This is a genomic window from Cellulomonas sp., from assembly GCF_035634735.1.
Classification (GTDB): Bacteria; Actinomycetota; Actinomycetes; order Actinomycetales; family Cellulomonadaceae; genus Cellulomonas.
This window is the reverse complement of record NZ_DASQCJ010000142.1, coordinates 1-22,092: the sequence shown is the minus strand read 5'-3', so window position 1 is coordinate 22,092 and position 22,092 is coordinate 1. Positions and strand designations below refer to the sequence as shown.

The following is a 22,092-nucleotide window of genomic DNA, read 5'->3' as shown; positions in this document are numbered from 1 at the left end:
CCGGTGTCGGCGCCACGAGGGGCACCGGACCGGGTGCCGCCGCCGGTGCGCGAGGCGCCGGGACGGCCGGTGCCGGCCACGCGGCCGGACGAGGACGCACCCGGGCGACCCGAGGAGGACGCGCCGGGGCGGCCCGACCCGGGCCGGCCGCCGGAGCCGCCGCCGTAGCCCTGGCCCGCGCCGGAGCCCGACCGCCCGCCGCCGTAGCCGCCGCCCTGACCCGCGCCCGAGCCCGACCGCCCGCCGCCGTACCCGGCGCCGCCGGAGCGGCCGCCGCCCTGGCCGGCGCCGCCGCGCCCGGCGCCGCCGGACCGCCCGCCGGACCCGCCGGCCCCGCGGGCACCGCCGCCCGAGTTGCCGCGGCCGCGGCCGCCCTGCCCTGCTGCACTCATCACACGTCTCCTGTCGTCACTGCGGCCCCGTCCAGCCCGTCGAACGCGTCGATCTCGGGCAGGTACGGGGCGAGCGGGGGCAGCTCGTCGAGGCTCGTGAGGCCCATCCGCTCGAGGAAGTATCCCGTGGTCCGGTACAGCAGCGCACCCGACCCCGGGTCGGTGCCGGCCTCGGCGACCAGCCCGCGGGCCGTCAGCGTGCGCACCACGCCGTCCACGTTGACCCCGCGGACGCCCGAGACCTGCCCGCGCGTCACCGGCTGCCGGTACGCGATCACGGCCAGCGTCTCCAGCGCGGCCTGGGTCAGCCGCGCCGTCTGGCCGTCCAGCACGAACTGCCCGACGACCTGGTGGAACGCCGGCGCCGAGTAGACCCGCCAGCCCTCGCCGGCCTGGCGCAGCTCGTACCCGCGGGGGCGGCCGCCGTGCTCGCCGCGGTACTCCTCGGCGAGGGTGCGCAGCAGGTCGACGACCTCGCCCGTGGGCAGGCCGAGCACCGTGGCGAGGCGCACAGCGGGGATCGGCTCGTCGGCGACCATCAGCACGGCCTCCAGCGCCGCGAGGGCGCCGCCGGGCAGGTCGTGCACGTCGGGCGCCTCCGTCGCGGGCTCGGGGGGCAGCTCGCCCTCGCCGAGCCCGTCCGCGGGCACGCCGCCGGGCACCGCTGCCGTCGGGTCGTCGGTCATGCGTCCTCCCCCTGCTCTCCGGCCACCGGGGCGGCGGCGCCCGCGGCCACCGCCGCCGGCACGTCGTCGCCCTCGTCGAAGTCCGAGGCCACCGCCACGTCGCCGTCCTCGGCCCCGGTCCACCGCACGGTCAGCTCGCCCAGCGGCGTCACCTGGTCGAACGCCACGGCGCCCTCCCGGAACAGCTCCAGCAGCGCGAGGAACCGCGCCACGACGAGCAGCGTCGAGTCGGCGTCCGCGGTCAGCGTCCGGAACGAGGCCGCGCCGCCGTGCCGCAGCCGGTCCGCGAGCACCGCGGCCTGCTCCCGCACGCTCACGGCGGGCGCGTGCAGGTGGCTCAGGTCCACCCCGGGCGGCGGGGGCGGCGGCGCGAGCGCCTTGGCGGCCAGCGCCGCGAGCTCCGCCGGCCCGATCTGCCAGATCAGCTCCGGCAGCATCGCCGCGAGGTGCGGCTCGAGCTGCACGGTGCGCGGCAGCCGGCGGCCCTGCTCGGTGAGCCGGGTGCCGATGTCGGCGGCCACCACCTTGTACGCGCGGTACTGCAGCAGCCGCGCGAACAGCAGGTCGCGCGCCTCCAGCAGCTCCAGGTCCTCGGCGTCCTCGACCTCGCCCGCGGGCAGCAGCCGCGCGGCCTTGAGGTCGAGCAGCGTCGCCGCCACCAGCAGGAACTCGGACGCCTGCCCGAGGTCCCAGGGCCGGCCGCCCGCGGCCTCCGCCCGCTCGGCGGCCCGGATGTGGGCGATGAACTCGTCCGTGACCGCGGCGAGCGCGACCTCGGTGATGTCGAGCTTGTGCTTGGAGATCAGCCCCAGCAGCAGGTCGAACGGCCCGGAGAAGTTCTCCAGGTGCACCTCGAAGGCGCCGGACCCGGGCCGCGGCGCGTCGTCGGGCGCACCGGGTCCGCCGGGGACGGCGGCAACGGCCTCGGCGGTCGGCGCCGTCTCAGGCGGCGTCGCCACGGGCGACGAGCTCCCGCGCCAGCTGCCGGTACGCGTGCGCCCCGGCGTGCGTCGGCGCGTACGTCGTGATCGGCTCCGCGGCCACCGACGCGTCCGGGAACTTCACCGTGCGGCCGATGACGGTGTGCAGCAGCGTGTCGCCGAACGCCTCGTACACCCGGGCCACGACCTCGCGGGCGTGCAGGGTGCGCGGGTCGTACATCGTGGCGAGGATGCCGTCGACCTCCAGGCGCGGGTTCAGCCGGTCCCGGACCTTCTCGATCGTCTCGACCAGCAGCGCCACGCCGCGCAGCGCGAAGAACTCGCACTCCAGCGGGATGAGCACGCCGTGCGCCGCGGTCAGCGCGTTGACGGTCAGCAGGCCCAGCGACGGCTGGCAGTCGACCAGCACGACGTCGTAGTCGTCCAGCACGGGCCGCAGCACGCGGGACAGGATCGACTCGCGGGCGACCTCGCTGACCAGCTGCACCTCGGCGGCGGACAGGTCGATGTTGGCCGGCAGCAGGTCCAGGCCGGGGATCTCCGTCGGCCGGATCAGGTCCTCGACCCGCGCGTGCCGGTCGACCAGCAGGTCGTACACCGTGCGGTCGAGCTCGTGCGGGTTGGCGCCCAGGCCGACCGACGCCGCGCCCTGCGGGTCGAAGTCGACGATCAGCACCCGGCGGCCGTACTCGGCCAGCGCCGCGGCGAGGTTGATCGTGGTGGTCGTCTTGCCGACGCCGCCCTTCTGGTTGCACATCGCGATGACGCGGGCGGGACCGTGGGCGGCGAGCGGCGCGGGGACGGGGAAGTCGGGCAGGGGCCTGCCCACCGGGTCGGTTGCGATCTCGGTCGTCTCCTCGCGTGCCACCCGCACAACCTACCGGAGCACCCGGCCGGTCAGCCGTCTCCCGCGCCGGTGCGCGCGGCGCCCGCCGCGGCCCGGACGGCGCCGTCCCGCCTGGCGCGCGGGTGGCTGGTCGCGTACACCTCGCGCAGCGTGTCCGGCGTCACCTTCGTGTAGATCTGCGTCGTCGTCACCGAGGCGTGCCCCAGCAGCTCCTGCACCACCCGGACGTCCGCCCCGCCGGCGAGCAGGTGCGTCGCGAACGAGTGCCGCAGCGTGTGCGGGGACACGTGGTCGGCGCCCGGCAGGCCCGCGCGCTCGGCGGCGGTGCGCAGCACCGCCCACGCGCTCTGCCGGGACAGCCGGGCGCCGCGGGTGTTGAGGAACACCGCGGCTCCCCCGCGCCCGGCGGCGGCCAGCGTGGGCCGGGCCCGCACCAGGTACGCCTCCAGCGCCTCGACGGCGTACGCCCCCACGGGGACCACCCGCTCCTTGCTGCCCTTGCCGAGCAGGCGGACCGCCGCGCGCCCCTCGGTGAGGTCCAGGTCGTCCACGTCGAGCCCCACGGCCTCCGAGATGCGCGCCCCGGTCGAGTAGACGAGCTCCAGCAGCGCCCGGTCCCGCAGCGGCACCGGGCCGTCGCCGAGCGACGCGGCCTCGAGCAGCCGCAGCACCTCGTCGGTGCCGATGGCCTTGGGCAGCACCTGCGACTGCTTGGGCGGGCGCACGGCCCGCGCGGGGTCGGCGGCGGTCAGCCCCTCCAGCACCGAGAACCGGTGCCAGCCCCGCACGGCGACGACGGCGCGCTTCGCCGACGACGCCGACAGCACGGCCCGGCCGTCCGCGCCGGTCCGCACGGCGGTGAGGAAGTCCTCGACGTCGGACTCCGCCACCTCGGCCACGGACGCGCGGCCCGCGGCGGCGAGGTGCTCGACGTACCGGGTCAGGTCGCGCCGGTAGGCGGCCAGCGTGTTGGCGGACAGGCCGCGCTCGACGGTCAGGTGCGCGAGGTAGCCGTCCAGGGCGGCGCGCAGCGCGGCGGGCGGCTGCTCGTCCGTCATCCCGGTGCCTCCCCGCGGTCCCTCCGGTGGGTCAGAGCGGGAGGAAGACGTCGACCGCCACCGCGACCGACAGCAGCGACAGGTACGTGATCGACCCGTGGAACACCGACATCGCGCGGAGCCTGCCGCGGCTCGGGTCCTGGGCGCGACGGTACAGCGCGATGTTCGACCAGAGGAACCACACGCCGAGGACGGTCGCGACGACCGCGTACACCCAGGTCATCCCGGCGACGGGGACCAGCAGCAGCGAGCAGGCGATCATCGCGACGGTGTACGCGATCATCTCCTTCGCGACCTTCGACTCGGCCGCGACGACCGGCAGCATCGGGACGCCCGCGGCCGCGTAGTCCTTGCGGAACTTCATCGACAGCGGCCAGTAGTGCGGCGGCGTCCAGAAGAAGATCACGCCGAACAGCAGCACCGCCGCCCAGGACAGCCCACCGGTCACCGAGGACCAGCCGATGAGCACCGGCATGCAGCCGGCGGCGCCGCCCCACACGATGTTCTGCGGCGTGCGCCGCTTGAGGATCATCGTGTAGCCGACGACGTAGATGAGGATCGCGCCGCCGGTGAGCAGCGCGGACGGCACGTTGACCAGCAGCGCGAGCCAGAGCAGCGAGCCGACGCCGAGCGCCAGGCCGAACAGCAGCGCCGCCCGCGGGGTGATCTCCCCCGTGACCAGGGGCCGCCGCTTGGTGCGGTTCATCACCTGGTCGATGTCGCGGTCGAGGTAGCAGTTGAGCACGTTCGCCGCGCCGGCCGCGGCCGCGCCGCCGACCAGCGTCGCCAGCACCAGCCCGATCGGCGGGAACCCGCCCTGCGCCAGGATCATCGTCGGCAGCGTCGTGACCAGCAGCAGCTCGATGACCCGCGGCTTGGTGAGCGCGACGTAGGCGGCGAGGCGGCGGCGCAGCGCGCTGCGGCCGTCCTGGGCCTGGGCGCCCGGGGCCCGCGACGAGGCCCCGGCGGGAGCGGCTGGGCTCATCGTGCGCACGCTCCGGTCCTCCGCCCGTCGCAAGACCGCGCCGGCCGGACGGCCCCGCGGATGATCGCTCACCATCGTACGGCCCCCCGGGCAGCAGGTGCGGCCGTGAACCGCCTGGGACCAGGGTCCCGGTCGTGTGACGTCCGTCGCCCCGGGGCCCCACGGCGTGGACCGGACGGCGGACCCCCGCCCTGCGGGTCTAGGCTCGAAAGGCACGCCCGGCCCCGGGGGAATCAGGTCCGGGCGTGAGCGGCGCCCGGCCTGGTCAGGACGGGCCCGACCGTCGACGCCCCGGCCCGGAGTCCGGGGCGAGAAGTGAGGTGGCACGACGATGACAGAGGGCATCACGCCGCTCGACCAGGTGGCCGACGCGGGCGTCGCGGTATGGCTGGACGACCTGTCCCGGGAGCGGCTGCGCACCGGGAACCTGCGGGACCTCGTGGCGCAGCGTCGCGTGGTCGGGGTGACGACCAACCCGACGATCTTCGCGAGCGCGCTGGCCAAGGGCGAGTCCTACGACGAGCAGCTGAAGCAGCTGCGGGCGCAGGGCACCGACGTGGACGGCGCCGTGTTCGCGATCACGACCGACGACGTGCGCGAGGCCGCCGACGTGCTGCGCCCCGTCTACGACGCCACCGACGGCGTGGACGGCCGCGTGTCGATCGAGGTCGACCCGCGCCTCGCGCACGACGCCCAGGCGACCGTCGACTCGGCCCGCGCGCTGTGGTCCACCGTCGACCGGCCGAACCTGTTCATCAAGATCCCCGCCACGCTCGACGGCCTGAAGGCCATCACCGAGGTGCTCGCGGACGGCATCAGCGTCAACGTCACGCTGATCTTCTCCCTCGACCGGTACCGCGCCGTGCTCGACGCGTTCGTCGAGGGCCTGGAGCGGGCGAAGGCCAACGGCCACGACCTCGCGCCGATCGCCTCCGTGGCGTCGTTCTTCGTGTCCCGCGTGGACGCGGCGATCGACCCGCGGCTGGACGAGATCGGCTCCCCCGAGGCCGCCGACCTGCGCGGCAAGGCCGCCATCGCCAACGCCCGGCTCGCCTACGGCGTGTACGAGGAGGTCGTCGCCGGCGAGCGCTGGCAGGCCCTCGCCGCCGCCGGCGCGAAGCCGCAGCGCCCGCTCTGGGCGTCCACCGGCGTCAAGGACAAGGCCTACCCCGACACGCGCTACGTCGACGAGCTCGTCGTCGCCGGCGTCGTCAACACCATGCCCGAGGCCACGCTGCAGGCGGTGCACGACCACGGCGACTTCCGCGGCGACACCGTCACCGGCACCCAGGCCGAGGCGCAGCGCGTGATCGACGCGCTCGGCGCCCTGGGCATCGCGATCGACGAGGTCACCGACCAGCTCGAGCGCGAGGGCGTCGACAAGTTCGAGAAGTCCTGGGCCGAGCTGCTCGACACCGTCCGCGGCGGCCTGGAGCAGGTGGCCGAGTGAGGCCCGCGAAGGTCACCCCGGAGCACAACCCGCTCCGCGACCCGCGCGACCGCCGGCTCCCCCGGATCGCCGGGCCCTCGGGCCTGGTGATCTTCGGGGTCACCGGCGACCTCGCCCGCAAGAAGCTCATGCCCGCGGTGTACGACCTCACCAACCGGGGCCTGCTCCCGCCCGGCTTCGCGCTCACCGGGTTCGCCCGGCGCGACTGGGAGGACCAGGACTTCGCGCAGATCGTGCACGACTCCGTGAAGGAGCACGCGCGCACCCCGTTCCGCGAGTCGACCTGGCGGCAGCTGTCCGAGGGCATCCGGTTCGTCCAGGGCACCTTCGACGACGACGACGCGTTCGACCGGCTGCGGCAGACCGTCGAGGACCTCGACGTCACCCGCGGCACCGGCGGCAACCACGCGTTCTACCTGTCGGTCCCGCCGAGCGCGTTCCCGGTCGTGTGCAAGCAGCTCGCCCGCTCCGGGCTGTCCGAGTCCGTCGAGGACGCCTGGCGCCGCGTCGTCATCGAGAAGCCGTTCGGGCACGACCTGCAGTCGGCCCGCGAGCTGAACGACGTCGTGTCCTCGGTGTTCCACCCGGACGATGTGTTCCGGATCGACCACTACCTCGGCAAGGAGACGGTCCAGAACCTGCTGGCGCTGCGGTTCGCCAACCAGCTGTTCGAGCCGATCTGGAACGCCAACTACGTCGACCACGTGCAGATCACGATGGCCGAGGACATCGGCGTCGGCGGCCGCGCCGGGTACTACGACGGCATCGGCGCCGCGCGCGACGTCATCCAGAACCACCTGCTGCAGCTCCTGGCCCTCACGGCCATGGAGGAGCCGGTCACGTTCGACGCGCACGACCTGACCGCCGAGAAGATCAAGGTCCTCTCCGCGGTCCGCGTGCCCAAGGACATCGGCAAGCACACCGCCCGCGGGCAGTACGCCGAGGGCTGGCAGGGCGGCGAGAAGGTCGTCGGCTACCTCGACGAGGGCGGCTTCGACCCGAACTCGACCACCGAGACCTTCGCCGCGATCCGCGTCGACGTGGACACCCGGCGCTGGGCCGGCGTCCCGTTCTACCTGCGCACCGGCAAGCGCCTCGGCCGCCGCGTGACCGAGATCGCCGTCGTGTTCAAGAAGGCGCCGCACCTGCCCTTCGAGTCGACCGCGACCGAGGAGCTCGGCAAGAACGCCCTGGTCATCCGGGTGCAGCCCGACGAGGGCGTCACCCTGCGGTTCGGCGCCAAGGTGCCGGGCACCGCGATGGAGGTCCGCGACGTCACGATGGACTTCGGCTACGGCCACGCGTTCACCGAGTCGTCCCCCGAGGCCTACGAGCGCCTCATCCTCGACGTCCTGCTGGGCGACCCGCCGCTGTTCCCGCGGCACGAGGAGGTCGAGCTCTCCTGGAAGATCCTCGACCCGATCACGTCCTACTGGGCGTCGAAGGGCAAGCCGGAGCCGTACCGCGCCGGCACCTGGGGGCCGGAGTCGGCCGACCGCATGATGGAGCGCGACGGACGGACCTGGAGGCGACCGTGATCATCGACCTGCCCAAGACGACCACCCGCGACATCAACAAGCGGCTGGTGCAGGAGCGCGAGGAGGGCGGCGCCGTCGCCCTCGGGCGCGTGCTGACGCTCCTCATCGACGTCGGCGCCAACGACCCCGAGGACGCCATCGCGGCCGCGAACGACGCGAGCCGCGAGCACCCCTGCCGCGTCATCGTGCTCACCGAGTCCGGCCCCGAGGCCGCCGACTCCGAGCTCGACGCGCAGATCCGGCTCGGCGGCGACGCCGGCGCCTCCGAGGTCGTCCTGCTGCACCCGTCGGCCGCGCAGGCCCGGCACCTGGACACCCTGGTGCTCCCCCTGCTGCTGCCGGACGCACCGATCGTCGCCTGGTGGCCGTACCAGGTGCCCGACGACCCGTCGCAGCACCCGCTCGGCCAGCTGGCGCGGCGCCGGATCACCGACACCACCGAGTGCAGCAGCCCGTCCGACGCGCTGCACCGGCTCGCCGGCGGCTACGCCGAGGGCGACACCGACCTCGCGTGGACCCGCACCACCCTGTGGCGCGGCCTGATCGCCGCGACGCTCGACCAGCCGCCGTACGAGCCCGTCACCCGCGCGGTCGTGGCCGGCGAGAGCACCCACCCGTCCGTCGACCTCATGGCGGCGTGGCTGGGCTGGGCGCTGAACTGCCCGGTCGACATCGAGCGCCAGGCCGACGCCCCGGCGATCACCCAGGTGCGGCTCGAGCGGAAGTCCGGCCCGATCGTGCTCGACCGGCCCGACGGCAAGACCGCCGCGCTGCGCCAGCCCGACCAGCCCGAGCACCGGATCGCCCTGCCGATCCGGCAGCTGCGGGAGTGCCTCGCCGAGGAGCTGCGCCGGCTCGACGCCGACGAGGTCTACGGCGAGGTCCTGCGCAAGGGCCTGACGAAGGTGGGCGCGTGACGGGGGCGCCGCGCACGGTGCTCGTGCACCCGGACGCGGGCACGCTCGCCGAGGCCACGGCCGCGCGGCTGATCACGCGGCTCGTCGACCTGCAGTCGGCCGCCGCGCCCGTGCACGTCGTGCTCACCGGCGGGACGGTGGGGATCAAGACGCTCGCCGCCGTGGCGTCGTCCCCGGCGGCCGGGGCCGTCGACTGGACCGGCGTGCACCTGTGGTGGGGCGACGAGCGGTTCCTGCCCGACGGCGACGGCGACCGGAACGAGACCCAGGCGCGGACCGCGCTCATCGACGGGCTGGGCGACGCCCTCCCGGCGGCGAACGTGCACCCGATGCCGCCGCTCGACCCGGCCGCGGGCGTCGCGACCCCGGAGGACTCGGCCGCGGCCTACGCCGCCGAGCTCGCCGCGTTCGCGCCCGAGGGGGCCGACGTGCCGACGTTCGACGTGCTCATGCTCGGCATGGGCCCGGACGGGCACGTGGCGTCGCTGTTCCCCGGGCACGAGGGCGTGGACGTCACCGGCGTCCCGACCGTGGGGATCCACGGCTCCCCCAAGCCGCCGCCCGAGCGGGTCTCGCTGACGTTCGAGTCCCTCCGCGCGGCGCGCGAGGTGTGGGTCGTGGCGGCGGGCGCGGAGAAGGCCGGCGCGGTGGCGTCGGCGCTGTCCGACGCGCCGGTGGCGACGACGCCGGCCGCGGGCGCCCGCGGCACGGAGGCGACGCTCTGGCTCGTCGACGCGGCCGCGGTGTCGGAGGTCGGCGCGGCCCCGGGCGCGGCGTAGCGCGCACTCCCCGGAACGACGAGGGCCCCGCAGCCACGGTGCTGCGGGGCCCTCGCTCGTCCGCCCCTCCCCCGCGCGGCGGCCCCTCATCCGCCGAGTTCGGCAGTCCGGCACCGACTTCGGCACCTCGGACTGCCGAACTCGGCATCGAACTGCCGAACTCGGCCACTCCCGGAGACGCCGCGAGGGCCCCGCAGCTGGTGCTGCGGGGCCCTCGTGCGTTCGTGCGGGTGCTGCTCTAGCGCACCCCGCCGCGCCGGCGGGCGCGGAGCGCGGCCAGCGCCTCGTCCAGGATCGCCTCGCCGTCCTCGGCGGACCGGCGCTCCTTCACGTAGGCCAGGTGGGTCTTGTACGGCTCGTTGCGCACGGGCGACGGCGGGTTCGCCTCGTCCTGGCCGGCCGGGAAGCCGCAGCGCGGGCAGTCCCAGGTCTCGGGCGCCTCGGCGGCGGCCTCCTCCGCGAAGGACGGCCGGGTCTCGTGGCCGTTCGCGCACCAGTAGGAGATCCACACGCGGGGCGCGGCGTCGCCGCGCTCGGCCTCGCCCATGGGGCCCGCGCCGACGCGGGACCCCCGGATCGCACTTCCGCTCGCCATGAGGTCTCTCCCTCAGCTCACGCGCTCGATGAGACCGAGCAGCACGATCACGACCGCCCACACGAGGCTGACGCCCACGGTGATGCGGTTGAGGTTGCGCTCGGCCACGCCGGAGGACCCGGCGCTGCTGGTGATGCCGCCGCCGAACATGTCGGACAGGCCGCCGCCCTTGCCCTTGTGCAGGAGGACGAGCGGGACGAGCAGCAGGCTCGTGACCACCAGGAGGACCTGGAGGGCGATGGTGAGGGCTGTCACGGCGGGTCTGGCTCTTCTCGCTGTCGGGGACCCCGGGCGGGGTCGGTCGGGTGGACCGCGGTCCAGGGTAGGCGACGCGCGGCGCAGGAATCCAGCACGACAGGCCAGATCGGGCCGCGGGTCGCCCGGTCGGCCGGGGCGCGCGCCGGCGTGCTGCCGCCGCGCGCCCCGGCCCGGGTGGCTCAGGCGCCCGCGTGCTCCTGGAAGCGCGCGATCTTGGCGAACTCCTCGGCGTCGAGCGACGCACCGCCGACGAGCGCGCCGTCGACGTCGGGCTTGCCGATGATCTGCGCGGCGTTGCCGGACTTCACCGAGCCGCCGTAGAGCACGCGCACGGCGTCGGCGACCTCGGCCGAGTACAGCTCGGCGAGCTTGCCGCGGATCGCCGCGCAGACCTCCTGCGCGTCCTCGGGGGTCGCGACCTCGCCGGTGCCGATGGCCCAGACGGGCTCGTAGGCGATGACGACGGTCGGCGCCTGCTCGGCGGTGACGCCGGCCAGGGAGCCCTCGAGCTGCGCGAGGGTGTACTCGACGTGGGTGCCCGCCTTGCGGATCTCCAGGCCCTCGCCGACGCAGACGATCGGGGTGATGCCGGCGCCGAGCGCCGCGACCGTCTTGGCCGCCACGACCGCGTCGGACTCGGCGTGGTACTCGCGGCGCTCCGAGTGGCCGGTGGCCACGTAGGTGACGCCGAGCTTGGCGAGCTGCGCCGCCGAGACCTCGCCGGTGTAGGCGCCCGAGGCGTGCGCGGACACGTCCTGCGCGCCGTAGCCGATCGCCAGCTTGTCCGCGTCGACCAGGGTCTGCACGGAGCGGATGTTGGTGAACGACGGCAGGACGACGACCTCGGCGGTGCCGAAGTCGTGCTTGGCGTCCTTCAGCGTCCACGCGAGCTTCTGCACCAGGTGCACGGCCTCGTGGTGGTCGAGGTTGAGCTTCCAGTTGCCCGCGATGAGGGGGGTACGTGCCATGTGGATCAGTCCTCCAGGACCGCGATGCCGGGGAGGGTCTTGCCCTCGAGGAGCTCCAGCGACGCGCCGCCGCCGGTCGAGATGTGGCCGAAGCCGGCCTCGTCGAAGCCGAGGCGACGGACCGCCGCGGCCGAGTCGCCGCCGCCGACGATGGAGAAGCCGTCGGTGTCGACGAGCGCCTGCGCGACGGCCTTGGTGCCCTCGGCGAACGCCGGGAACTCGAACACGCCCATCGGGCCGTTCCAGGCGATGGTCTTCGCGTCGAGGATCGCGGCACGGAACAGCTCGCCCGACTTCGGGCCGATGTCCAGGCCCATCTTGCCGGCCGGGATCTTGTCCGCGTCGACGGTCTCGTGCGGGGCGTCGGCGGCGAAGCCGTCGGCCGCGACGATGTCGACGGGCAGCACGATCTCGACGCCGGACTCCTGCGCCTGCGCGAGGTAGCCCTTGACCGTCTCGACCTGGTCCTCCTCGAGCAGCGAGGAGCCGACCTCGTGGCCCTGGGCCTTGAGGAAGGTGAAGACCATGCCGCCGCCGATGAGCAGCTTGTCGGCCTTGGTCAGCAGGTTCGCGATGACGCCGAGCTTGTCGGAGACCTTCGAGCCGCCGAGCACGACCACGTAGGGGCGCTCCGGGTCCTCGACGGCCTTGCGCAGCGCCTCGACCTCGGTGAGGACGAGCTGGCCCGCGGCGTGCGGGAGGCGCAGCGCGACGTCGTAGACCGACGCCTGCTTGCGGTGCACGACGCCGAAGCCGTCGGACACGAACGCGTCCGCGAGGGCCGCGAGCTCGTCGGCCAGCGCGCCGCGCTCGGCCTCGTCCTTGGAGGTCTCGCGCGCGTCGAACCGGATGTTCTCGAGCAGCGCGATCTGGCCGTCCTCGAGCGCCGCGACCGTGGCCTTGGCCGACTCGCCGACGACGTCCTCCGCGAGGGCGACCGGCTGGCCGAGCAGCTCGCCCAGGCGGGCGGCGACCGGGGCCAGCGAGTACTTGGCGTCGGGCTCGCCCTTCGGGCGGCCGAGGTGCGCGGTGACGACCACGCGGGCGCCGGCGTCGAGCAGGCCCTTCAGCGTGGGCAGCGCGGCGCGGATGCGGCCGTCGTCGGTGATGGTCGTGCCGTCGAGCGGCACGTTGAAGTCGGAACGGACGAGCACGCGCTTGCCGCGCAGGTCGCCGAGGTCCTCGATGGTCTTCATGCTTGCCTACCTTGCTCCGCGGGGCCGTCGGGGCCGACGACCGGGGCTGTCCATGACGGCGCCCGCGACACGCCGGGGTCGGAAGCCGACCCCGGCGTGCGCGGGCGCATGTGCGTCGCTACGGACGGCTGAGGGTCAGAGACGCTCGCCGACGTAGGAGGTGAGGGTCACGAGGGAGTTGGAGTAGCCCCACTCGTTGTCGTACCAGGAGACGACCTTCACCAGGTCGCCCGACACCTTGGTCAGCTTCGAGTCGAAGATGCTCTGGTGCGGGTCGGTGACGATGTCGGAGGACACGATCTCGTCCTCGACGTACGCCAGGACGCCCTTGAGCGGGCCCTCGGCGGCAGCCTTGACCGCGGCGTTGACCTGCTCGACCGTGACCTCCTTGGAGGCGGTGAAGGTGAGGTCGGTCGCCGAGCCGGTGATGGTCGGGACGCGCAGGGCGTAGCCGTCCAGCTTGCCCTTGAGCTCCGGCAGCACGAGCGCGACGGCCTTGGCGGCGCCGGTCGAGGTCGGGACGATGTTCTGCGCGGCGGCGCGGGCGCGGCGGAGGTCCTTGTGCGGGCCGTCCTGCAGGTTCTGGTCACCCGTGTAGGCGTGGATCGTGGTCATGAGGCCACGCTCGATGCCGATCGAGTCGTTGAGCGCCTTCGCCAGCGGGGCGAGGCAGTTCGTGGTGCACGACGCGTTCGAGATGATGTGCTGCGTGGCCGGGTCGTACGACTCGTGGTTCACGCCGACGACGAAGGTGCCGTCCTCGTTCTTCGCCGGGGCGGAGATGATGACCTTCTTGGCACCGGCGGCGATGTGCGCCTTGGCCTTCTCGGCGTCCGTGAAGAAGCCGGTCGACTCGATGACGATGTCGGCGCCCAGCTCGGCCCAGGGGAGGTTGGCCGGGTCGCGCTCGGCGAGGGCACGGATGTTCTTGCCGTCGACGATGATGTTGTCGTCGTCGAAGTCGACGCTCAGCGGGAAGCGGCCCAGCACGGTGTCGTACTTGAGCAGGTGAGCCAGCGTCTTGTTGTCCGTCAGGTCGTTGACGCCGACGATCTCGATGTCGGCGCCCGACGCCACGATGGCCCGGTAGAAGTTGCGCCCGATGCGGCCGAAGCCGTTGATGCCGACCTTGATGGTCACTTGCCCTCCTCGGCACGCGCCGGCACAGGCCAGCGCACACTGTTGCGGTGATGGACTGCGCACGCCGGTGTGCGCTCCGGAAACGCCGCGGTCACACGATCTTGACCCTCAGAACATCTCCGGATGGCCTAGAGCCTATACCCGAGCGCAGGGTGGCGCAGGGACCTAGGTCTGGCCGGGGGGCGGGCCGTCCGTGGTGCGGACGGCTGTCCACCCGGGACCCCGACGCCTGCTAGAGGTCCAGCAGGTCGGGGCTCAGCCCGGACTCGGTGTCCGGGATGCCGAGGTCGGCCGCGCGCTTGTCGGCCGTCGCCAGCAGGCGGCGGATCCGGCCCGCCACCGCGTCCTTGGTGAGCACGGGGTCGGCGAGCTTGCCGAGCTCCTCCAGCGAGGCCTCCTTGTGGGCGAGCCGCAGCTCCCCCGCCTCCCGCAGGTGCTCGGGCACGTCGGCGCCCAGGATCTCGAACGCCCGCTCGACCCGCGCGCCCGCGGCGACCGCGGCCCGCGCCGACCGGCGCAGGTTCGCGTCGTCGAAGTTGGCCAGGCGGTTCGCGGTGCCGCGCACCTCGCGGCGGACCCGGCGCTCCTCCCAGACCAGCAGCGTGTCGTGCGCGCCGAGCCGGGCCAGCATGGCGGCGATCGCGTCGCCGTCGCGGATGACCACGCGGTCGACGTTGCGCACCTCGCGGGCCTTCGCGGGGATCTGCATCCGCCGCGCCGCGCCGACCAGCGCCAGCGCGGCCTCCGGCCCGGGGCACGTGACCTCGAGCGCCGAGGACCGGCCGGGCTCTGTCAGCGAGCCGTGCGCGAGGAACGCCCCCCGCCAGGCCGCCTCGGCCTCCTGCACGCCGGCGGACACGATCTGCGGCGGCAGCCCGCGCACCGGGCGCCCGCGGTTGTCCAGCAGGCCGGTCTGCCGCGCGAGCGACTCGCCGTCCTTCACGACGCGCACGACGTACCGGTTCCCGCGGCGCAGCCCGCCGCCGGACACCACGATCACGTCGGACTGGTGGCCGTACACCTCGGCGATCGCGGTGCGCAGCCGGCGCGCCGCCATGCCGGTGTCGAGCTCGGCCTCGATGACGATCCGCCCCGAGATGATGTGCAGCCCGCCCGCGAACCGCAGCGTCGCCGACACCTCCGCCTTCCGGCACGACGTCTTGTCGACCTGGAGCCGCGCAAGCTCGTCCTTCACCTGTGCCGTCAGAGCCATGCCGTCATCCTGCCATCCCGCGGGGCGCGCCGACGTCGCCGAGGTAGCCCTCGACCACGTCGCTGATCGCCGCGGCCAGCCGCAGCGCGTCGTGCCGGGACGTGCCGTCGCCGCGCCGCACCTGCCGCAGCAGCAGCCGGCCGCCCTGCGCGCGGGTGCGCTCCTCGAGCTCGTCGACGTCCTCCACGGCGCCCGGGTCCGCGATGACGGCGTCCAGCCGGAGGTCCGGCGCGTGCTGCCGCAGCGCGTCCAGGTGCTCGCACGGGCCCATGCCGGCGGTCTCCGCGTCGGGGCTGAGGTTGAGCAGCACGATCTTGCGGGCCCGGGTGCGGTGCAGCGCCTCCGCCAGCTCCGGCACCAGCAGGTGCGGGATCACGGAGGTGTACCAGGAGCCCGGGCCGAGCACGACCCAGTCCGCGGCCTCGACCGCCGCGACCGCCTCGGGCAGCGCCGGGGGGCGGTCGGGCACCAGCCGGACGCCCTCGATGTGGTCGCGCGCGACCGCGACCTGGCTCTGGCCCCGCACCAGCTCGAGCGTGCCGTCCGGGCGGCGCACGTCCGCCTCGATCGCCAGCGGCACCGCGGCCATCGGGAGCACCCGGCCGCGCGCGCCGAGCAGCCGGCCCACCCAGTCGAGCCCGTCGACCGTGTCCCCCAGCAGCTCCCACAGCGCGACGATCAGCAGGTTGCCGACGGCGTGCTGGTCCAGGTCGCCGGCCGACGTGAACCGGTGCTGCAGCACGTCGCGCCAGGTGCGGCCCCAGTCGGAGTCGTCGCACAGCGCGGACAGCGCCATGCGGAGGTCCCCGGGCGGGAGCACGTCGAGCTCGTCGCGCAGCCGGCCGGACGAGCCGCCGTCGTCCGCGACCGTCACGACGGCCGTCAGCCGGTCCGTCACCCGCCGCAGCGCCGAGAGGGAGGCGGACAGCCCGTGCCCGCCGCCGAGCGCGACGAACGCGGGGTGCCCGTCGCGGGACGGGTTCATTCCTTGCCGAGGTCGCGCGCGGCCACGGTGACGCGCTGCCCCCGGGACCGGAGCCGCTCGGCGATGGCCTCGCTGATCGCGACCGAGCGGTGCTTGCCGCCCGTGCAGCCCACCGCGATCGTCACGTAGCGCTTCTCCTCCGCGAGGTAGCCCGCGAGCACGGGCTCCAGCGCGTCGACGTACCGGTCCACGAAGTCGACCGCGCCGGGCAGGCCCAGCACGTAGTCGCGCACCGGGGCGTCCCGGCCGGACATGTGCCGGAGCTCGGTGATCCAGTACGGGTTGGCCAGGAACCGGACGTCGACGACGTGGTCCGCGTCGAGCGGGATGCCGTACTTGAACCCGAAGGACAGCACGTTGACCCGCAGCGCCTCCTCCTCCTGCTCCACGGACACCGCGGCGCGGACGATCCGGCCCAGCTCGTGCACGTTCGTCTCCGAGGAGTCGATCAGCACGTCCGCCCGCTCGCGGATGTCGGACAGCAGGCTGCGCTCCGCGGTGATGCCGTCGAGGATCCGGCCCTCGCCCTGCAGCGGGTGCGGGCGGCGGACCTGCTCGTACCGACGGACCAGGACCTCGTCCGAGGCGTCGAGGAACAGGATCCGGTAGTCGATGCCCGACTCCCGGAGCTGCGCGAGCACCGCCAGCAGGTCGGCGAAGAACTCCCGCCCGCGGACGTCGACCACGGCCGCGATGCGCAGGTCCGCGCTCGGCGGCCCGCCGTGGGTCAGCATGCCGACGAGGTGCGTCAGCATCTGCGCGGGCAGGTTGTCGACGACGTACCAGCCCATGTCCTCCAGCACCGCGCCCGCGCGGGTGCGGCCCGCGCCGGACATGCCGGTGATGATCAGGACGTGGGGCTGCCGGACCCGGGGCGCCGGCGTGGCCGCCTCGATCGCGGGGATGCCGTGGGGGACCGTGATCGGCGAGATCTCGTCGCTCATGCGCCCAGCATGCCAGGCGTGTCGGCGGTCGGCCGCGGCGCGTCGGCCGCGGGCTCCGGCACCGCCCCGTCCGCCGGCGCCGGGACGGGCGCATCCGCCGGCGCCGGCGCCGCCGCGTCTGCCGGCCCGGCCAGCGCGGCCACCACCGCCGCCGCGGTGCGCGCGCCCATGCCGGGCACCGTCGCGATCTCCTCCGCCGTGGCGGCCCTGAGCCGCTTGAGCGAGCCGAAGTGCTTGAGCAGCGCCGCCGACCGCGCGGGGCCGAGCCCCGGCACCGTGTCGAGCGCCGACACCGTCATCCCCTTGCTGCGCTTCTTCCGGTGCGCGGTGATCGCGAACCGGTGCGCCTCGTCGCGGACGCGCTGCAGCAGGTACAGCCCCTCCGAGGAGCGCTGCAGGATCACCGGGTAGTCCTCCCCCGGCAGCCACACCTCCTCCAGGCGCTTGGCCAGGCCGCACAGGGCGACGTCGTCGATCCCGAGCTCGGCCAGCGCGGCCGCCGCGGCCGCGACCTGCGGCGGGCCGCCGTCGACGACCACGAGGTTGGGCGGGTAGGCGAACCGCTGCGGGCGGCCGGTGGTCTCGTCGATCGGGCCGGACCGCACCGGGCCGGCGTCGGCGTCGGCCAGCGCCTCCGCGACCTGGTCCTCCCCCAGCCCGAGCTCCAGGTCGCCGGCCTGCTCGCGCTCGGCGAGGTACCGGCGGAACCGGCGGGTGATGACCTCGTGCATCGCCGCGGTGTCGTCGCGCGCGCCCGTGCCCTCGGGGCCGCGGATGCCGAACGTGCGGTACTCGCTCTTGCGGGCGAGGCCGTCCTCGAACACCACCATCGACGCCACCTGGTACGTGCCCTGGTTGTGCGACACGTCGTAGCACTCGATGCGCAGCGGCGCGGAGTCGAGGCCGAGGGCCTCCTGGATCTCCTGCAGCGCCTGGCTGCGGGTCGTCAGGTCGCCGGCGCGGCGGGTGCGGTGCAGCGCCAGCGCGTGCTCGGCGTTCTTCCGGACCGTCTCCGCGAGCTCGTGCTTGTCGCCGCGCTGCGGGACGCGCACCTGCACCCGGCTGCCGCGCAGCCCGGACAGCCAGGTCTGCACCTGCTCGAGGTCGTCGGGCAGGACCGGGACCAGGACCTCGCGCGGCACCGAGCCAGCGGCCGCGCCCGAGGCGGCGGCGGGGTCGCCGCCGGGCACGTCCCCGTAGACCTGCTGGAGCAGGTGCTCGACGAGCTGGGCGTCCGACAGGTCCTCGACCTTCTCGACCACCCAGCCGCGCTGGCCGCGGATCCGGCCGCCGCGGACGTGGAACACCTGGACCGCGGCCTCGAGCTCGTCGCCCGCCAAAGCGAAGATGTCCGCGTCCGTGCCGTCGGACAGCACGACCGCGTTCTTCTCGGTGGCGCGCTTGAGGGCGCCGATGTCGTCGCGGAGCCGGGCGGCGCGCTCGAAGTCGAGCTCGGCCGACGCCTCCTGCATGCGCTGCGTCAGCCGCTTGGTGAACCGGGCGGTGTCGCCCGCCATGAAGTCGGCGAACTCCTCCGCGAGGACGTGGTGGTCCTCCTGCGAGATCTTCCCGACGCAGGGCGCGGAGCACTTGTCGATGTAGCCGAGCAGGCACGGCCGACCCTGCTGCTTCGCGCGCTTGAACACGCCCGCGGAGCAGGTGCGCACCGGGAACACCCGGAGCAGCAGGTCGACCGTCTCCCGGATCGCCCAGGCGTGCGCGTACGGGCCGAAGTACCGGGTGCCGGGCCGCTTCGCCCCGCGCATCACCTGCACCCGCGGGAACTGGTCGGCCAGCGTGACGGCGAGGTACGGGTACGACTTGTCGTCGCGGTACTTCACGTTGAACCGCGGGTCGAACTCCTTGATCCAGGAGTACTCGAGCGCCAGCGCCTCGACCTCGGTGCCGACGACCGTCCACTGCACCGACGCCGCGGTGGTCACCATCTGCTGCGTGCGCGGGTGCAGCCCCGCGACGTCCTGGAAGTACGAGTTCAGCCGGGACCGCAGGCTCTTGGCCTTGCCGACGTAGACGACCCGGCCGTCCTTGTCTCGGAACCGGTAGACGCCGGGCTGGTCGGGGATCTCCCCGGGCGCGGGGCGGTAGGTGGCGGGGTCAGCCATGCGTGCCACCGTAGTTCGCCGGACCGACAGCCGCGGTCGCGAGGCCCGCGCCCGCGCGCGCCGGTACCGTCGCCCGCATGGGACTGCTGCACGAGTACGCCGCCGACGTCGTCTGGACGGGCGCGGGCGCGACGGGCACCACCGGGTACGCCGCGTACAGCCGCGACCACGAGGTGCGGGTCGCGGGCAAGCCGGTTGTCCTCGCGTCGGCCGACCCGGCGTTCCGGGGCGACCCGGCGCGGCACAATCCCGAGGAGCTGCTCGTCGCCGCGCTGGCCGAGTGCCACATGCTCTGGTTCCTCCACTTCGCCGCCACGTCGGGCGTGACGGTCGTCGGCTACGCGGACCGGGCCACCGGCACCATGCGGGTCGAGGCGGCGGGCCACGGGCAGTTCACCCAGGCCGTCCTGCGCCCGCTCGTGACCGTGCGGCCGGGCGGGTCGGCGGCCGCCGACGGCGCCGGGCTCGACGCCCAGCTGGCCGACCTGCACCGCCGCGCGCACGAGCACTGCTTCATCGCCCGGTCCGTGACGTTCCCCGTGCTCACCGAGCCGGCGCCGGCGGTCCTGGAGACCGCGGGCGCCGGCTCGGCGGGCTGACGCCCGGGCTCAGGCGCTCGCGCGCTCCGCGGCCGGCTCGTCGAGCACCTCCGCCAGGAACTTCCCGGTGTGGCTGGCCGCCACGCGGGCGACCTGCTCGGGCGTGCCCTGCGCGACGACCGTGCCGCCGCCGGAGCCGCCCTCGGGGCCCATGTCGATGACCCAGTCGGCGTTCTTGATGACGTCGAGGTTGTGCTCGATGACGATCACGCTGTTGCCCTTGTCGACCAGGCCCTGCAGCACGCCGAGGAGCTTGCGGATGTCCTCGAAGTGCAGGCCCGTCGTCGGCTCGTCCAGCACGTAGACCGTGCGGCCGGTCGACCGGCGCTGCAGCTCGGTCGCGAGCTTGACGCGCTGCGCCTCGCCGCCGGACAGCGTCGGCGCGGGCTGGCCGAGCCGGACGTAGCCGAGGCCGACGTCGACGAGCGTCGTGAGGTGCCGGGCGATCGCGGGCACCGCGGCGAAGAACTCCGCGGCCTCCTCGATCGGCATGTCCAGCACGTCCGCGACCGTCTTGCCCTTGAAGTGCACCTCGAGCGTCTCGCGGTTGTACCGCGCGCCGTGGCAGACCTCGCAGGGGACGTAGACGTCCGGCAGGAAGTTCATCTCGATCTTCAGCGTGCCGTCGCCGGAGCACGCCTCGCAGCGGCCGCCCTTGACGTTGAACGAGAACCGCCCCGCGGTGTAGCCGCGGACCTTCGCCTCGGTCGTCTCGGCGAACAGCTTGCGGATCCGGTCCCAGACGCCGGTGTAGGTCGCCGGGTTCGACCGCGGGGTGCGGCCGATCGGGCCCTGGTCGACGTGCACGACCTTGTCCAGCTGGTCCAGGCCGCTGACCCGCTTGTGCCGGCCGGCGACCCGGCGGGCGCCGTTCAGCTCGTTGGCCATGACCGTGTAGAGGATCGAGTTCACCAGCGTCGACTTGCCGGAGCCGGACACGCCGGTGACGGCGGTGAACGTCCCGAGCGGGAACGACACGTCGACGTTCTTGAGGTTGTGCTCGCGGGCGCCGTGCACGGTGACCTGGCGCTTCTTGTCGACCTTGCGGCGCTGCGCCGGCATCGGGATCGACCGGCGGCCGGACAGGTACGCGCCGGTCATCGACTCGCGGGACGCCAGCAGGCCGGCGAGGTCGCCGGAGTGCACGACCTTGCCGCCGTGCTCGCCCGCGCCCGGGCCCACGTCGACGATCCAGTCCGCGGTGCGGATGGTGTCCTCGTCGTGCTCGACGACGATCAGCGTGTTGCCGAGGTCGCGGAGCCGGGTCAGCGTGTCGATCAGGCGGCGGTTGTCCCGCTGGTGCAGGCCGATCGACGGCTCGTCCAGCACGTACAGCACGCCGACCAGGCCGGAGCCGATCTGGGTCGCGAGGCGGATGCGCTGGGCCTCGCCGCCGGACAGCGTGGCCGCGGCGCGCATGAGCGACAGGTAGTCCAGGCCGACGTCGAGCAGGAAGCCGAGGCGGGCCTGGATCTCCTTGAGCACCTGCTCGGCGATCTGCCGCTCGCGCACGCCGAGCTCGAGGGCGTCGAGGAACTCCTTGGCCTCGCGGATGGGCAGCGCGCAGACCTCGGCGATGGACTTGCCGCCGACGCGCACGGCCAGCACCTCGGGCTTGAGCCGGGTCCCGTCGCAGACGGGGCACGGCACCTCCCGCATGTAGGCCTCGTACTTCTCCTTGCTCCACTCGGACTCGGTCTCGCCGTGCCGGCGCTCGAGGAACGTCACCACGCCCTCGAAGCCCGTGGAGTACTGCCGCTCGCGGCCCCAGCGGTTCTTGTACTTGACGTGCACCTTGTGGTTCTCGCCGTACAGCACCGCCTTGCGGGCGCGCTCGGGCAGCGCCCGCCACGGCTGGTCCATCGAGAACCCGAGGTCGTCGGCCAGCGCGGTGAGCACCCGCTCGAAGTACTCGGAGGAGATCTGCGCCCACGGGGCCACCGCGCCGTCGCGGAGCGACAGGTCGTCGTCGGGGACGACGAGCTCGGGGTCGACCTCGAGGCGCGAGCCGATGCCGGTGCACTCGGGGCAGGCGCCGTAGGGGGCGTTGAACGAGAACGTGCGGGGCTCGATCTCGTCCAGCGTGAGCTGGTGGTCGTTCGGGCAGGCGCGGTTCTCGGAGAACCGGCGCTCGCGCTCCGGGTCGTCCGCGTCGAGGTCGACCATGTCGACCACCAGCAGGCCGCCGGCCAGGCCGAGCGCGGTCTCCACCGAGTCGGTGAGCCGGCGCTGCACGCCCTCGCGGGCGACGAGCCGGTCGATGACGACCTCGATGTCGTGCTTGAGCTTCTTCTCCAGCGTCGGCGGCTCGGAGAGCTGCACGACCTCGCCGTCCACGCGGGCGCGGGCGAAGCCCTTGGCCTGCAGCTCCTTGAACAGGTCGGCGTACTCGCCCTTGCGGCCGCGCACCACCGGCGCGAGCACCTGGTAGCGGGTGCCCTCGGGCAGCTCGAGCAGCCGGTCGACGATCTGCTGCGG

At 74.2% G+C, this 22,092-nt stretch carries 20 protein-coding genes and 1 pseudogene; 5 read left to right on the top strand and 16 right to left on the bottom strand.

Annotated elements, in window-relative coordinates; translation table 11 throughout:
* The 6 genes and pseudogenes from VER05_RS12605 to VER05_RS12580 form a co-directional block, all read right to left on the bottom strand.
* A pseudogene (locus VER05_RS12605) lies at positions 1-392 on the bottom strand (hypothetical protein); the annotation flags it as partial.
* A complete protein-coding gene (scpB, locus tag VER05_RS12600; RefSeq protein ID WP_324845689.1) occupies positions 392-1,078 on the bottom strand; it encodes an SMC-Scp complex subunit ScpB in 687 nt (228 codons plus the stop codon). The gene scpB and the pseudogene VER05_RS12605, both read right to left, overlap by 1 nt.
* Positions 1,075-2,037: a segregation and condensation protein A gene (locus tag VER05_RS12595; protein WP_414647620.1), complete on the bottom strand. Its 963-nt coding sequence runs from the start codon at positions 2,035-2,037 to the stop codon at positions 1,075-1,077. Before VER05_RS12595 ends, scpB begins: the two co-directional genes overlap by 4 nt.
* The gene (locus VER05_RS12590; RefSeq protein ID WP_324845688.1) at positions 2,021-2,887 is read right to left on the bottom strand and encodes an AAA family ATPase; all 867 of its coding nucleotides are present in this window, start codon (positions 2,885-2,887) and stop codon (positions 2,021-2,023) included. Before VER05_RS12590 ends, VER05_RS12595 begins: the two co-directional genes overlap by 17 nt.
* A gap of 29 nt (positions 2,888-2,916) precedes the next feature.
* Complete coding sequence (locus VER05_RS12585) at positions 2,917-3,924, bottom strand: site-specific tyrosine recombinase XerD (RefSeq protein WP_324845687.1); 1,008 nt, start codon at positions 3,922-3,924, stop codon at positions 2,917-2,919.
* Positions 3,925-3,955: 31 nt separating this feature from the next.
* Positions 3,956-4,909: a heme o synthase gene (locus tag VER05_RS12580; protein ID WP_324845686.1), complete on the bottom strand. Its 954-nt coding sequence runs from the start codon at positions 4,907-4,909 to the stop codon at positions 3,956-3,958.
* Between the two features lie 331 nt (positions 4,910-5,240).
* Between VER05_RS12580 and tal the strand changes: the two genes are divergently transcribed.
* From tal to pgl, 4 genes are read left to right on the top strand one after another with little or no spacing between them, the layout of a single operon-like run.
* Entirely contained in the window at positions 5,241-6,359 is a 1,119-nt protein-coding gene (gene tal / locus VER05_RS12575; protein ID WP_324845685.1) for a transaldolase, read from the top strand.
* Complete coding sequence (gene zwf / locus VER05_RS12570) at positions 6,356-7,897, top strand: glucose-6-phosphate dehydrogenase (protein WP_324845684.1); 1,542 nt, start codon at positions 6,356-6,358, stop codon at positions 7,895-7,897. Before tal ends, zwf begins: the two co-directional genes overlap by 4 nt.
* On the top strand, positions 7,894-8,814 hold the full coding sequence (locus VER05_RS12565) for a glucose-6-phosphate dehydrogenase assembly protein OpcA (protein WP_324845683.1): 921 nt from the start codon (positions 7,894-7,896) through the stop codon (positions 8,812-8,814). The genes zwf and VER05_RS12565 overlap by 4 nt, the downstream gene beginning before the upstream one ends.
* Positions 8,811-9,593 (top strand): 6-phosphogluconolactonase, encoded by a 783-nt coding sequence (gene pgl, locus VER05_RS12560; RefSeq protein WP_324845682.1) that lies wholly within the window; start codon positions 8,811-8,813, stop codon positions 9,591-9,593. The genes VER05_RS12565 and pgl overlap by 4 nt, the downstream gene beginning before the upstream one ends.
* A 238-nt stretch (positions 9,594-9,831) precedes the next feature.
* Here the strand turns inward: pgl and VER05_RS12555 are convergent, their stop codons facing one another.
* The 9 genes from VER05_RS12555 to uvrC all read right to left on the bottom strand — a co-directional run bounded on the left by VER05_RS12555 (position 9,832) and on the right by uvrC (position 19,015).
* On the bottom strand, positions 9,832-10,188 hold the full coding sequence (locus VER05_RS12555) for an RNA polymerase-binding protein RbpA (protein WP_147796638.1): 357 nt from the start codon (positions 10,186-10,188) through the stop codon (positions 9,832-9,834).
* 12 nt (positions 10,189-10,200) lie between these two features.
* The gene (gene secG, locus VER05_RS12550; protein WP_146837079.1) at positions 10,201-10,443 is read right to left on the bottom strand and encodes a preprotein translocase subunit SecG; all 243 of its coding nucleotides are present in this window, start codon (positions 10,441-10,443) and stop codon (positions 10,201-10,203) included.
* 182 nt (positions 10,444-10,625) lie between these two features.
* Positions 10,626-11,414 carry a triose-phosphate isomerase gene (gene tpiA / locus VER05_RS12545; protein ID WP_324845681.1) on the bottom strand — a complete coding sequence of 263 codons (789 nt, stop codon included), beginning with the start codon at positions 11,412-11,414 and terminating at the stop codon, positions 10,626-10,628.
* A gap of 5 nt (positions 11,415-11,419) precedes the next feature.
* Complete coding sequence (locus VER05_RS12540; protein WP_324845680.1) at positions 11,420-12,610, bottom strand: phosphoglycerate kinase; 1,191 nt, start codon at positions 12,608-12,610, stop codon at positions 11,420-11,422.
* Between the two features lie 135 nt (positions 12,611-12,745).
* Complete coding sequence (gene gap, locus VER05_RS12535) at positions 12,746-13,750, bottom strand: type I glyceraldehyde-3-phosphate dehydrogenase (protein ID WP_147796636.1); 1,005 nt, start codon at positions 13,748-13,750, stop codon at positions 12,746-12,748.
* Between the two features lie 232 nt (positions 13,751-13,982).
* Positions 13,983-14,963, bottom strand: a complete 981-nt coding sequence (gene whiA / locus VER05_RS12530; RefSeq protein WP_166939093.1) for a DNA-binding protein WhiA — start codon at positions 14,961-14,963, stop codon at positions 13,983-13,985.
* Between the two features lie 4 nt (positions 14,964-14,967).
* Positions 14,968-15,948: a uridine diphosphate-N-acetylglucosamine-binding protein YvcK gene (locus VER05_RS12525; protein WP_324845679.1), complete on the bottom strand. Its 981-nt coding sequence runs from the start codon at positions 15,946-15,948 to the stop codon at positions 14,968-14,970.
* Entirely contained in the window at positions 15,945-16,892 is a 948-nt protein-coding gene (gene rapZ, locus VER05_RS12520; RefSeq protein ID WP_324845678.1) for an RNase adapter RapZ, read from the bottom strand. Before rapZ ends, VER05_RS12525 begins: the two co-directional genes overlap by 4 nt.
* On the bottom strand, positions 16,889-19,015 hold the full coding sequence (gene uvrC, locus VER05_RS12515; protein ID WP_324845677.1) for an excinuclease ABC subunit UvrC: 2,127 nt from the start codon (positions 19,013-19,015) through the stop codon (positions 16,889-16,891). The genes rapZ and uvrC overlap by 4 nt, the downstream gene beginning before the upstream one ends.
* A 77-nt stretch (positions 19,016-19,092) precedes the next feature.
* Here uvrC and VER05_RS12510 point away from each other — a divergent pair, with 77 nt between their 5' ends.
* Positions 19,093-19,614 carry an OsmC family protein gene (locus VER05_RS12510; protein WP_324845676.1) on the top strand — a complete coding sequence of 174 codons (522 nt, stop codon included), beginning with the start codon at positions 19,093-19,095 and terminating at the stop codon, positions 19,612-19,614.
* Positions 19,615-19,623: 9 nt separating this feature from the next.
* Here VER05_RS12510 and uvrA read toward each other — a convergent pair.
* Positions 19,624-22,092, bottom strand: a 2,469-nt coding sequence (uvrA, locus tag VER05_RS12505) for an excinuclease ABC subunit UvrA (RefSeq protein WP_324845675.1), incomplete at its 5' end; no start/stop codon positions are given.

Bases quoted from the DNA above. Each gene is read 5' to 3' on its own strand.
- rapZ (WP_324845678.1), bottom strand. From the start codon at position 16,892: ATGAGCGACGAGATCTCGCCGATCACGGTCCCCCACGGCATCCCCGCG.
- tpiA (WP_324845681.1), bottom strand. From the start codon at position 11,414: ATGGCACGTACCCCCCTCATCGCGGGCAACTGGAAGCTCAACCTCGAC.
- VER05_RS12585 (WP_324845687.1), bottom strand. From the start codon at position 3,924: ATGACGGACGAGCAGCCGCCCGCCGCGCTGCGCGCCGCCCTGGACGGC.
- scpB (WP_324845689.1), bottom strand. From the start codon at position 1,078: ATGACCGACGACCCGACGGCAGCGGTGCCCGGCGGCGTGCCCGCGGAC.
- VER05_RS12525 (WP_324845679.1), bottom strand. From the start codon at position 15,948: ATGAACCCGTCCCGCGACGGGCACCCCGCGTTCGTCGCGCTCGGCGGC.
- VER05_RS12510 (WP_324845676.1), top strand. From the start codon at position 19,093: ATGGGACTGCTGCACGAGTACGCCGCCGACGTCGTCTGGACGGGCGCG.
- whiA (WP_166939093.1), bottom strand. From the start codon at position 14,963: ATGGCTCTGACGGCACAGGTGAAGGACGAGCTTGCGCGGCTCCAGGTC.
- VER05_RS12555 (WP_147796638.1), bottom strand. From the start codon at position 10,188: ATGGCGAGCGGAAGTGCGATCCGGGGGTCCCGCGTCGGCGCGGGCCCC.
- VER05_RS12540 (WP_324845680.1), bottom strand. From the start codon at position 12,610: ATGAAGACCATCGAGGACCTCGGCGACCTGCGCGGCAAGCGCGTGCTC.
- uvrC (WP_324845677.1), bottom strand. From the start codon at position 19,015: ATGGCTGACCCCGCCACCTACCGCCCCGCGCCCGGGGAGATCCCCGAC.
- tal (WP_324845685.1), top strand. From the start codon at position 5,241: ATGACAGAGGGCATCACGCCGCTCGACCAGGTGGCCGACGCGGGCGTC.
- VER05_RS12580 (WP_324845686.1), bottom strand. From the start codon at position 4,909: ATGAGCCCAGCCGCTCCCGCCGGGGCCTCGTCGCGGGCCCCGGGCGCC.